Source organism: Corynebacterium jeikeium, from assembly GCF_000738175.1.
GTDB classification, from domain to species: Bacteria; Actinomycetota; Actinomycetes; order Mycobacteriales; family Mycobacteriaceae; genus Corynebacterium; species Corynebacterium jeikeium_C.
Window position 1 is genome coordinate 21075 of the sequence record NZ_JFCH01000043.1, and the last position, 11384, is coordinate 32458.

The following is an 11384-nucleotide window of genomic DNA, read 5'->3' on the forward strand; positions in this document are numbered from 1 at the left end:
ACCTGTGAATTGGAACTCTCCTATTGGAAAGCAGGATTGCCGAGCTGTTGCGGGGCAGTGTGGTACTCGATTGGGGTATCGGAGAAGTTGATTGGGTTGCGAACGCTGCGCATGCCCTCGACCTCGACGATGGGATCCAGGCCTAAGGATTCTGCGAACTCGAAGGCCTGTTTGATGTTGTTCACCGGACCGGCGGGGACCCCGGCGACACGCAGCTTCTGGAACCACTCCTGGGCACCAGCCTGTGCCAACGCACCTTCGATGATCTCGGCCAACTCGGCACGGTGAGCGACACGGTCGCTGTTGGTGGCGAAACGGGCGTCATCAATAAACTCCTCGAGCCCCAGCACCCGACAGGTCCGGTGATACAGCGAGTCGTTGCCCGCGGCGATGGCGAGGTCTCCCTCCTGGGTCTTAAAGACCTGGTAGGGGGCGATGGAGGGGTGAGTGTTGCCCATCGCCTTGCCGATCACACCCGCGCCGACGAACGCGCTGGCCTGGTTGGCCAGAGAGGACAGCAGGGTGTGCAGCAGGTTGATCTCGATGTGCTGGCCCTTGCCGGTGGAGGTGCGGGAGTGCAGGGCGGCGAGGATGCCCATGCCCATGTGCAGGCCGGTGAGGACATCCACCAGCGCCACGCCGACCTTGACGGGGTGGCCCTCCTCGCCGTTGATGGACATGAGGCCACCGACGGCCTGCACCATCAGGTCGTAGCCGCCGATGTCCGCGCCCTTGCCGGAGCCGAAGCCGGAGAGGGAGGCGTAGATCAGGCCCTCGTTGTGCTGGCGGAGCGTTTCGTAGTCCAGACCCATGCGCTGCATCGTGCCGGGGCGGAAGTTCTCCACCAGAATGTCGGCTTCCTCCGCGATGCGGCGGGCCTGCTCGCGACCCTCGTCGGTGGAGAGGTCGATCTCCACGGACTTCTTGTTGCGGTTTACGCCGGCGAAGTAGGTGGACATGCCCTGCGCGTTGACGGGCGGTGCCCACGAGCGAGTGTCGTCGCCGACGCCCGGACGCTCGATCTTGATGACCTGCGCGCCCATGTCCGCCAGCATCATGGTCGCGTAGGGGCCGGCGAGGACGCGGGAGAAATCGGCCACGACGATGCCTTCGAGGAGACCCATAGGTTCCTTTCTGGTTGGGAGTGGGAAAGTTTGGCTTAGCGGAATGCGCCCTTGCCGGTGAGGGCCTGGCCGATGATCAGCTGGTGCATCTCGGCGGTGCCCTCGTAGGTCAGCACGGATTCCAGGTTGTTGGCGTGGCGCAGCGGCGAGTACTCCAGGGTGATGCCGGAAGCACCCAGCAGGGTGCGGCACTCACGGGCGATCTCCAGGGCCACGCGGGTGGAGTTCAGCTTGCCGACGGAGACCTGGTGCGGGGCGAGCTCGCCCTTATCCTTCAGGCGACCGAGCTGCAGGGCCAGCAGGACGGACTTGTTGAGCTCGACGGACATGTTGGCCAGCTTCGCCTGGGTGAGTTGGTAGCTGGACAGGGACTTGCCGAATACCTCGCGGGTCTCGGTGTACTCGATGGCGGTTTCCAGGCTGTCGCGGGCTGCGCCCAGGGCGCCCCAGATGATGCCGTAGCGGGCCTCGTTCAGGCAGGTCAGCGGGCCGCGGAGGGTGTCGATCTTTGGCAGGCGCTGGGAATCCGGCACGCGGCAGTTATCCAGTACAATCTCGCCGGTGATGGAGGCGCGTAGCGAAAGCTTCTTGTGGATCTCCGGAGCGGTGAAGCCCTCCATGCCCTTCTCCAGAATGAAGCCGGCGAAGCCATCCTCGGTGCGAGCCCACACGACGGCCACGTCGGCGACGGGGGAGTTGGTGATCCACATCTTGGTGCCGTTGAGGACCCATTCGTCGCCGTCGCGGGTTGCGCGAGTCTTCATGGACGCCGGGTCGGAACCGGCATCGGGCTCCGTCAGGCCGAAGCAACCCAGGTACTCGCCAGCGGCCATCTTCGGCAGGTACTTTTCCTTCTGCTCCTCGGAGCCCCAGTGGTGAATGGCGAACATGGCCAGGGAACCCTGGACGGAAACGAAGGAGCGCAGGCCGGAATCCACGGCTTCGATCTCCATGCAGGCCAGGCCGTAGGCGACGGCGGAGGCGCCGGGGCACTCGTAGCCTTCCAGGTGCATGCCCAGCGCGCCGAGCTGTCCGAACTGCGGGCCGAGCTCCTTGGCGGGCAGGGTGCCGTTGTCGAACCACTCCTGCACGTTGGGCTTGAGGGATTTGTTGGCGAAGTCCGCCATGGCTTCTTGCAGCATGCGCTCTTCATCGGAGAGCAGGCTGTTGAAGGAGGTGAGGTCGAGAGGGGAGGAGGTCATGCCAGTCATTTCCTTACATATATAGGTATCTGTATACTGATTTGCGTACCAATGAGTGTAGGGGAAGTTGTTTCGTTCCGAAAGGCTTTTGTGAAAATTCTTTCATGCCCCGCACGGGAAGGCGCGCGCGTTAGGGGTTGCGTATGTCGTGGGGCTGACTAGAATCAGAGCCATCAGCCTTAGCCGTTGACCCTCCATTGATCAGGAGAGCGCCGATGACTAAGGCTTTCATGCTCCTGGGGGATTAGTGAAGGGGAGGAAATGGGGGCTCAGCGGCCAGTGGTGACTGCAATCTTGGTAAGAGTGGAGAGTTCAGGTGGAACTCTGAATTTCTCAAAGAAATCGTCAAGAAGCGCAAGGTCGCCCTCCGTCGGGGCGAAGAATTAGAGACGCAAAACGGCTACATGTTGAAGTCCGCGCCTTTGAAGAAGTTATGCCGTGGCACGATCAGCGTCGATGATCTACGGCTTGAGGATTTCTATCTGGATATCACCCAAAAAGGCGTGGATATGAGGATCGGCCTCGATATAGCCACCATGGCAGAACGGGGTATTGTCACACAGATAATAATGATTTCAGGGGACAGTGATTTTGTACCTGCGGCGAAGCATGCTCGACGTGCGGGCATTGATTTCATTATCGATCCACTATGGGCACGTATTTCGGATAGCTTAAATGAACACGTCGACGGAGTCCGAGAATGTGTAAGACGTCCACCTTTAAATGAAGAGGATCCACTACACACCGAGTGTCGTGAGAAGCGGCAACCACAGGATTCCGAAGACTTGGAGTTGTGACGTTTAGCTGTGAAACTGAGTTTCTCAGCTATCGTTCTGCGCAGGCCCGCCGCCCCAAGCCGAAAGGAACCCCCAATGTCCGACGCGCCCCACCCAGAGTCCGCGCCACGGTTCCCCTTTCCCGTCGACCAACAGCCCGGTAGGTCCCACCACCGCACCGTCGACCGAATCGCGGACATCCTGGAGTTTGTGGCCCGCAACCCGCAGCCACGCGGGCTCACGGACATTTCCAAGGCCATCGGCGCCCCGGTAAGTTCCACTCAATCCCTGGTGAATGGCCTGGTCGCAGCCGGATACTTGGAAGAACGGGATAAAGCCTTCCGCCTGGGGCTCGCTCCCTATCTGCTGAGCACCCTCGCCGGTAGCCGCCCCGTGGATCAGGTCACCCACGAGATGCTGGAAGACGTGGTGGAAGAGACGGGCTATATCGCCGTGTTGGCGTCATTGGTAGGCGACAATGTCTACTACCTCGACTACGCGCTGTCGGACCCCGAGTTCGAGTACCTGGCGCAAAACCGTTTGCAGCGCCCGCCGCTCGAAACATCGGCGGGATGGGCGATCCTCTCCGGTCTGGGGCACGAGCAAGTGTGGGGGATTCTGGCTGCGTCCGAGAGCTCGCAGGAAACCATCAATAAGTTCCAGCGCTGGTACCCAGACATGCGCACGACCGGCGAGTGCGTGGCCCCCGGCGTGGCTCTCAATGGCGCGGATGGTGTGGCCGTGCGCGTCGAGAGCCAGGGGGTGGCGGTGGCCTCGGTGTCCGTCATTGCCTCGACCGAGCAGATCGCGCGCGACGCGGATCGGATTATTGAGGTTTTAAGGCGCCACAGCGCCCGCTGGAACCGTTAGCAGCTTAAGCTGAGTTCGTCGTTGAAGAAGTGGCGGTGATTCGCCAGTCCTCTCCCTGGGGGAGGGCGTGCAAGATGGTTTCAAAGGCGCTGGAGATTAGTGCGGGGCGAAAGCTTTCCGCGTAGTACGCCTCCTTGGAAACCTCTTTTCCACCGGAGAATGCGGTGATCTTCCCTCGTTGCTTCATGTGGTGACGAGAGATGGTCTGTTCGAGCGATTTGACGGAGCTGGCCCAAGGTTCGTCCTGTTCATATGCGTTGACGCTTCGCTCGCAAGCGGAGATAGCTTCGATATCGGAAACTGAAGGTATGCCGAAGTCGGAAATCGCGCTCATACTGATGGAGTGGAGAGCTGAGAGCGCGGAACTTGGCAATGCGGAGTCCCACACGGCAAATAACGGGCGAAGAGGGAAGCGATCCTCTTTCGATCGCACGGTTAAGTGTGCGCGAATAGTCTGCAGATCTTCAATAGTGTCGTGGGTAGCATCATTAATTTCCCAAAGGCTAAGAGGGATTACCTTTCCGTCGGAATCGCCGGTGTAGGAAAAACCCAGGGATAATTCGGCCCAGCGAAACCGGTCGAAAAAGAGGTCGGGATCCACATTCTCTTCGGTGAAGGTGGATGCTTGCAGGATAATGTAGCGATCCTTGTACATGGACTAAACGCTAATGGATGCTCTGCAGCTTAAACAGGTTTTGAGCACTATGCGTTCTCTAGTGTTTTAGAAAGGAACCCCATACCCGACGGGCACGCGCCAGCCTAAGCGGCTAACTCCGGCACCCACAACACCAGCTGGGGCCACAGCAGGAAGGCCAGGGCGATAACCAGCATGATCACGACATAGGGGAATGCTCCCTTGAACACGATCATCGGGTTGATGCGCACAGCCTTGGAGACGACGAACACGTTCAGGCCCATGGGCGGGGTGACCATGCCGGTCTCTGCCAGCAGGACGATGAAGATGCCAAACCAGACGGGATCGTAACCCAGCGCCTCGACGATGGGTAGGGTCACCGGCACGGTCAGGGCGATGATGGCGATCTGGTCCATGAAGAACCCCAGGATCAGGTACACCGCGCCGATCAGAGCCATGATTACCAGCGGGTGCAGGGAGGACTCGCCGATGGCGCTGACCAGCTTCGGGGTGACGCGCGTTTCGGTGAGGAAGTGGCCCAGCACGTGCGCGGACATGATGATGGCGAAGATCATGCCGGTGGTCTTCACCGTTTCCAGCACAGTTTCGCCGAACTTCTTGGTATCCCAGCGGCCCTTCGCGATCACTAGGATCAGTGCGGCCAGCACGCCCAGGGCGGCGGCCTCTGTGGGCGTGGCGATGCCGGTGAAGATGGACCCGACTACCGCCAGGAAGATCAGCAGCAGTGGGGAAGCCTTCAGCAGCTGCAGCCCCTTCTCTGAGAGGGGAACCGGCTCGCCCTGCGGGGCGCGGGAGCGGTCCTTCAGGAAGCCGATGTACATCACCATCACCAGGCCCAGCGCCACCACCACGCCTGGAAAGAAACCTGCGATCAGAACGTCGCCCACGGGAGCCTCCGCGGTGATCGCGTAGAAGACCAGGATGATCGACGGCGGGATCATTGCCGCCAGCGTGCCGACCACTGCAACCAGGCCGGTGGCGGTGCCTTTGTGGTAGCCCTCCTCGATCATGCGGGTGGAGGACGTCTGCGCCAGCGTGGCCGCGGCGGCGGTGGACGAACCCGAGACGGCTGCGAACGCGGTGCCCGCGCCGACGGAGGCGATGGCGGTGCCTCCGGGGATGCGGCCGACGAGCGCCTTGGCGGCGTCAAAAACAGAATCCAAAAGACCCGACATCAGCATCAGCTGCGCCATCAGGATAAACAGTGGCACGGCGGATAGAGAGTTGGAACGCACGGCGGCGAACGGCGAGGTCTCCATGGTGGCGATGGCCAGCTCGACTCCGCCGAGGGCGATCAGGCCGACCGTGGCCGTGCCGAAGATGGCGAAGCTGACGGGGACGCGCAGGATAATCAGCGCGACCAGCAGCACAACGATAGTAAGCGCAAGCATGGTTTAAACCTCTTCCTCGCCGGGGTCGTAGTCGGTGTAGGGGCGATCCCACGGGGTGATCAGTTCCCGCACAAAGTCCAGCGCGGCGACGAAGGCGCACAGGGCGGCGGCGATGGGCACGATCACGCGGTAGGTCCAGTCGGGAGTGGCTAGGTCAGCCATGCCGGGCAGGGTGGCGTGGCCCAAGGAGAACGCCATGTACGTCTGGTTCCATCCGCCGATGAAGACGAAGATCATGGTGATCACCACGGCCAGGTGGATGAGCAGCAGGATGGTCTTCTGCACCTTGGGTGCGAACTTGCTGAACAACGACTCCACTGCGATGTGTGTGCCGGTGCGATATGTGGTGACCAGCCCGAAGAACGCGGTGATCGGCAGGAGGTAGCGCTCGGTGACGGAAATATTCCAGCCCAACGGAGCACCGAAGAACTCGCGCGCTACGATCTCGGCCAACGTGACTAGCGCCAGCCCGAGGATGGCCGCGCCGGCGATCCAGGCGCACACCGCGGAGACGGTGTTCTGGATCTTGTCGAAGCCCGGGTGGTCCTCGGTGTGGTAGCCGTATGTGCTGCGTTCGGCGGTGCCGTGGTGGCCGATGCGGATGAAGTTGCTGCTGGTCATGATTGCTGCTCCTTTGCTTCCGCTCGGGCCTTCGGGTCGGTGACGCCCGCACCCGCGCGATCCGCATGGCGCTTCAGTGCGTCCTCGAAGTCGTCCACGACCCGCTGGGCGGGGTGTCCCTTGGATTCGGCGACTTCGATCCACTTGTTTAGGACGGGCTGGGAGATGTTCTCCCATTCCTTGGCCGTTTCGCCGTCGGTGACGTCGTAGAAGTGCACGCCGGCATCCTTCATCTTCTGCACGGACTTTTCGCGAGCTGCGTTGAGCTCTTCGCAGACGGACTGCTGGGACTTGTCCGCCGCATCGGTCAGCGCCTTCTTCTGCTGGTCGTTCAGCCGGTCCCAGGTATCCAAGTTGATCCCGTAGAAGAAGGTGAAGTTGCCTTGCTGGGCGCCGTAGGTGCTTGCGTGGACCACGTCCTCCAGCCCGTAGGGGGTGATGGAGATCGGGCTGGCGAGCGTGCCTTCGACGGTGCCGCGAGACATTGCCTCGTACATATCGCCGATGGGCATGCTCACGCCGGCGGCGCCGATCTCGTCGATCACGCGGTCCAGGGCGCCGCCGGTGGAGCGGAGCACCGCACCCTGGAAGTTGTTCGGGTGCGACGGATCCTGGCCGGCCGTCATGGCCTCGTAGCCGGGGATGGAGCCGGTCCAGAGCGGCATGAATTTCATGGGCTCGAGCTCTTCTTCATAGAGGACGCCCCCTGGCTTCACCAGGTCGCGTAGTGCATAGGCGGTCACGCATGCATCGGAGCTGAACCCCGGGAGGTCGCCCACGCTGCTGAGCGGGAAGCTGGAGCTGACGTAGGAGGGGGAGATGACCGCCATGTCGACTACGCCGCTGCGGACGACGGAGGGGATGTCGGCCTGCTTGCCCATTTGTCCGGAGGCGTAGTACTCGACGTCCACGGAAGAGTCTTTTTCCAGCTGGTCGAGGAAGGGTTGGGTGCCGCCTGTGCCGACGGGGTGGGTAAGCGAGTAGCTATCCGCCATCTTTAGCTCCGCGGTACTGCCGGGGCCGTAAGGTTCAGCGGAGGAGTTGGAGCAGGCGGTGAGCGCGCCGGGTAGGGCGGCAGCCATGGCAAGCGCCGCGATGGCGGAGGCGACCCGGCGGGTGGGGCGGTTTTTGTGGAGTCGGAGCATGGTCCCTTCACCCTCTCGTTACGGATCCTCGTTACGGATATAGGTAATCTGTTCCCGATTTGGATAAGTTTCATCTAACCTTCAAAGCGTGCGAAAGGCGATAGTTTTCGTCGAGAAAAGTAGATCGGGGGTGAACTTGTGGGGTAAATCACACTTATATAGGTAAATTGAGTGGAATAGACTCAAGGTTGTAGTGGTTGAGTCAGGTGTACTCAAGTAAAGTCGGGAGCGTGCAACCGCGACCGGCATGAAGCCGTAGGAGGTAGATGTAGAAATGACGAGCTTCAACCCCACCACAATGACCCAGTCTGCAATGCAGGCTGCACTCCAGGATGCCTCCGCCAAGGGCAACCCGGACATCCGACCGGCGCACCTGCTCGTTGCGCTGCTGGAGCAGGAAGATTCCATCGCCCTGCCCGTGCTGCAGGCCGCAGGCGTGGAGCCGCAGACAATCTCGGTGAAGGCTAAGAACCTGGTCGCCGGATACCCGCAGGCCACCGGTAGCGAGATGGCGAATCCGCAGTTCAACCGCGATGCGCTGAACGCGCTGACCGCCGCCCAGGAGCTGGCGGAGCAGTTGGGCGATACTTATGTTTCCACCGAGGTCCTGCTGGCCGGTATCGCCAAGGGCAACTCCGACGCGGCCAAGGTGATGCACGAGGCAGGGGCCACCTTCGAGGCCATCCGCGGTGCTTTCGAATCCGTTCGCGGCAACCGAAAGGTCACCACCGAGGAGCCGGAAGGCCAGTTTCAGGCACTGGAGAAGTACTCCACCGACCTGACTGCACGCGCCCGCGAAGGCAAAATCGACCCAGTGATCGGACGTGACCAGGAGATCCGGCGAGTCGTCCAGGTGCTCTCCCGTCGCACGAAGAACAACCCTGTGCTCATTGGCGAGCCTGGCGTCGGTAAAACCGCAATCGTCGAAGGCCTGGCCCGCCGCATCGTCGCTGGCGATGTGCCCGAGTCCCTGCGCGGCAAGAAGCTGATCAGCCTGGACCTGGGTTCCATGGTCGCCGGCGCGAAATACCGCGGTGAGTTCGAGGAGCGGCTGAAGGCTGTGCTGGACGAGATTAAGGAGGCCGAGGGCGAGGTCATCACCTTCATCGACGAGCTGCACACCATCGTCGGTGCCGGTGCGGGCGGCGATTCCGCCATGGACGCCGGCAACATGATCAAGCCGCTGCTGGCCCGTGGTGAGCTGCGGCTGGTTGGCGCAACCACCCTGGACGAGTACCGCAAGTACATCGAAAAGGATGCTGCACTGGAGCGCCGCTTCCAGCAGGTATACGTCGGTGAGCCATCGGCGGAGGACACCATCGGTATTCTCCGTGGCCTGAAGGAGCGCTACGAGGTGCACCACGGTGTGCGCATCCAGGACTCCGCGCTGGTGGCGGCTGCGACCCTGTCGGACCGCTACATCACCAGCCGCTTCCTGCCGGATAAGGCCATCGACCTGGTGGACGAGGCCGCTTCTAGGCTGCGCATGGAGATCGATTCGCGCCCCGAGGAGATCGACAATGTGGAGCGTGTGGTCCGCCGCCTCGAGATTGAGGAGATGGCGCTGGAGAAGGAGACCGACGCTGCCTCGAAGGACCGTCTCGAGCGTCTGCGCAGCGAGTTGGCCGACGAGAAGGAAAAGCTGGCCGGCCTGACCGCCCGCTGGGAGAACGAGAAGGGCAGCATCGACAGCCTGCGCGAGCTGAAGGAAGAGCTGGATAACCTGCGCCGCGAATCTGAGATCGCCGAGCGCGAGGGCAACTTCGCCAAGGTTGCCGAGCTGCGCTACGGCCACATCCCGGACGTGGAGAAGAAGCTGGCCGAGGCTGAGGAGACCGTGGCCGAGCAGCAGGAAGGCATGATGCTGACCGAGGAGGTCACGCCGGATACTATCGCCGACGTGGTTTCTGCCTGGACCGGCGTGCCCGCGGGCAAGATGCTGCAGGGTGAGACCGAGAAGCTGCTGAACATGGAGCTCGTGCTAGGTGGTCGCGTGGTTGGCCAGCATCGTGCGGTCGATGCAGTCTCTGACGCGGTGCGCCGTGCGCGCGCCGGCGTGGCGGACCCGAACCGCCCGACTGGTTCCTTCCTGTTCCTAGGCCCGACGGGCGTGGGTAAGACGGAGCTGGCCAAGGCTCTGGCCGACTTCCTATTCGACGACGAGACCGCCATGGTGCGCATCGACATGTCGGAGTATGGCGAGAAGCACTCCGTCGCCCGCCTGGTCGGTGCCCCTCCGGGATACGTCGGTTACGACGCCGGTGGCCAGCTGACCGAGGCCGTCCGGCGCCGCCCGTACACGGTGGTGCTGTTTGACGAGGTGGAAAAGGCTCACCCGGACGTGTTCGACGTGCTGCTGCAGGTGTTGGACGAAGGTCGCCTGACCGATGGCCAGGGCCGGACCGTGGACTTCCGCAACACGATCCTGATCCTGACCTCTAACCTCGGCGCCGGCGGCACGGACGAGGAGGTCATGGAGGCGGTGAAGCGCGCCTTCAAGCCGGAGTTCATCAACCGACTGGACGACGTGCTGATCTTCGACCCGCTGTCTGCTGAGCAGCTGAAGTCCATCGTGTCTATCCAGGTGGGAGCTCTTGCTGAGCGCCTTGCGGCCCGTCGTTTGATCCTGGATGTTACTGATGACGCCCAGTCGTGGCTGGCTGAGCATGGCTACGATCCTGCCTACGGCGCCCGACCGCTACGCCGCCTGATTCAGAAGGCAATCGGCGACCAGCTGGCCAAGAAGCTGCTGGCCGGCGAGGTGCGCGATGGCGACACGGTGCGCGTGGACATTGACCGCAGCGGTGATGCTGGTGCGGATGCTGGCATGGCTGGCGCTAACAGTGCTGGCGCTAACAGTGCTGGCGTGGCTGATGCTCCGGGGCTGGTCATTACGTCGCTCGGCGCCGTTGAAGACGAGGGTTAATGCCTGTGCGGGCTGGCTAGTCTGTAACCCCTAACCTGCGCAAACGCCCCACCTGTTCTGAACTAGCCCCCGAAAGTTGGACTGGTTTAATTCTATGCGGTTAGGGTTTCAAGGGTCTGATTCCGATATTGCATCGGGGTCAGGCCCTTGAGTCGTTGTTGGATGCGTTTGGTGTTGTACCACTGGATGTATTCGTCGATTGCCTGGTTGAATTCTGCGACGGTGCCGAAGACTTCACCGTGGTACATCTCGGTTTTCAAGTGGCCGAAGAAGTTCTCCATGACCGCGTTGTCGTAACAGTTGGCTTTACGCGACATCGACTGAACACCGCCGTTGTCACCGATCAGGTCGCGCCAGGAGGCATGCTGGTACTGGAAGCCTTGGTCAGTGTGCATCATCCACCCGGGTTCAGGCGCACATGTTCTAATCGCCTTGGTTAAAGAATCGGCGGTAAACGCTGTCGACGGCGATGTAGCCACGGTGTGGGCAACAATTGAACGGTCAAACAGGTCCATCACCGGTGACAGGTAGACCTTGCGGCCTGCGACCCTGAACTCGGTGACGTCGCTGACAAAGACAGTATTTGGCCGATCCGGAGTGAACTTGCGGTCAAGCTTGTTGTCAGCGATGTGACTGATCGCCCCAGCATAAGAAACATACGGCCTGCGCTGGCG

10 protein-coding genes are annotated in these 11384 nt (G+C 61.7%); 3 read left to right on the forward strand and 7 right to left on the reverse strand.

Going from position 1 to position 11384, the window contains the following annotated elements:
* Positions 1-20: 20 nt before the first annotated feature.
* Both JQ46_RS07255 and JQ46_RS07260 read right to left on the reverse strand, forming a co-directional pair.
* Positions 21-1124, reverse strand: coding sequence for a CaiB/BaiF CoA transferase family protein (locus JQ46_RS07255; protein ID WP_034986718.1), 1104 nt, complete (start codon positions 1122-1124; stop codon positions 21-23).
* 35 nt (positions 1125-1159) lie between these two features.
* Complete coding sequence (locus tag JQ46_RS07260) at positions 1160-2326, reverse strand: acyl-CoA dehydrogenase family protein (RefSeq protein WP_034986721.1); 1167 nt, start codon at positions 2324-2326, stop codon at positions 1160-1162.
* A gap of 404 nt (positions 2327-2730) precedes the next feature.
* Between JQ46_RS07260 and JQ46_RS07265 the strand changes: the two genes are divergently transcribed.
* Together JQ46_RS07265 and JQ46_RS07270 are read left to right on the forward strand one after the other, a co-directional pair.
* Complete coding sequence (locus JQ46_RS07265) at positions 2731-3123, forward strand: NYN domain-containing protein (protein WP_080719515.1); 393 nt, start codon at positions 2731-2733, stop codon at positions 3121-3123.
* 75 nt (positions 3124-3198) lie between these two features.
* A complete protein-coding gene (locus tag JQ46_RS07270; protein WP_034986723.1) occupies positions 3199-3972 on the forward strand; it encodes an IclR family transcriptional regulator in 774 nt (257 codons plus the stop codon).
* A 4-nt stretch (positions 3973-3976) separates the two neighbouring features.
* On the opposite strand, the gene JQ46_RS07275 is transcribed toward JQ46_RS07270, so the two are convergent.
* From JQ46_RS07275 to dctP, 4 genes are all read right to left on the reverse strand, one after another.
* Positions 3977-4627 (reverse strand): hypothetical protein, encoded by a 651-nt coding sequence (locus JQ46_RS07275; protein WP_034986725.1) that lies wholly within the window; start codon positions 4625-4627, stop codon positions 3977-3979.
* 104 nt (positions 4628-4731) lie between these two features.
* Positions 4732-6018, reverse strand: coding sequence for a TRAP transporter large permease (locus JQ46_RS07280; RefSeq protein WP_034986727.1), 1287 nt, complete (start codon positions 6016-6018; stop codon positions 4732-4734).
* A 3-nt stretch (positions 6019-6021) separates the two neighbouring features.
* On the reverse strand, positions 6022-6639 hold the full coding sequence (locus JQ46_RS07285) for a TRAP transporter small permease (protein WP_034986729.1): 618 nt from the start codon (positions 6637-6639) through the stop codon (positions 6022-6024).
* Positions 6636-7784, reverse strand: coding sequence for a TRAP transporter substrate-binding protein DctP (dctP, locus tag JQ46_RS07290; protein WP_034986731.1), 1149 nt, complete (start codon positions 7782-7784; stop codon positions 6636-6638). Before dctP ends, JQ46_RS07285 begins: the two co-directional genes overlap by 4 nt.
* Before the next feature lie 274 nt (positions 7785-8058).
* On the opposite strand from dctP, the gene clpB reads away from it, so the two are divergent.
* Entirely contained in the window at positions 8059-10710 is a 2652-nt protein-coding gene (clpB, locus tag JQ46_RS07295; protein WP_034986733.1) for an ATP-dependent chaperone ClpB, read from the forward strand.
* Positions 10711-10802: 92 nt separating this feature from the next.
* On the opposite strand, the gene JQ46_RS07300 is transcribed toward clpB, so the two are convergent.
* The coding region (locus tag JQ46_RS07300) for an IS3 family transposase (protein ID WP_034986734.1) at positions 10803-11384 on the reverse strand (582 nt) is incomplete at its 5' end.

Bases quoted from the DNA above. Each gene is read 5' to 3' on its own strand.
- dctP (WP_034986731.1), bottom strand. From the start codon at position 7,784: ATGCTCCGACTCCACAAAAACCGCCCCACCCGCCGGGTCGCCTCCGCC.
- JQ46_RS07270 (WP_034986723.1), top strand. From the start codon at position 3,199: ATGTCCGACGCGCCCCACCCAGAGTCCGCGCCACGGTTCCCCTTTCCC.
- clpB (WP_034986733.1), top strand. From the start codon at position 8,059: ATGACGAGCTTCAACCCCACCACAATGACCCAGTCTGCAATGCAGGCT.
- JQ46_RS07280 (WP_034986727.1), bottom strand. From the start codon at position 6,018: ATGCTTGCGCTTACTATCGTTGTGCTGCTGGTCGCGCTGATTATCCTG.
- JQ46_RS07255 (WP_034986718.1), bottom strand. From the start codon at position 1,124: ATGGGTCTCCTCGAAGGCATCGTCGTGGCCGATTTCTCCCGCGTCCTC.
- JQ46_RS07260 (WP_034986721.1), bottom strand. From the start codon at position 2,326: ATGACCTCCTCCCCTCTCGACCTCACCTCCTTCAACAGCCTGCTCTCC.
- JQ46_RS07285 (WP_034986729.1), bottom strand. From the start codon at position 6,639: ATGACCAGCAGCAACTTCATCCGCATCGGCCACCACGGCACCGCCGAA.
- JQ46_RS07265 (WP_080719515.1), top strand. From the start codon at position 2,731: ATGTTGAAGTCCGCGCCTTTGAAGAAGTTATGCCGTGGCACGATCAGC.
- JQ46_RS07275 (WP_034986725.1), bottom strand. From the start codon at position 4,627: ATGTACAAGGATCGCTACATTATCCTGCAAGCATCCACCTTCACCGAA.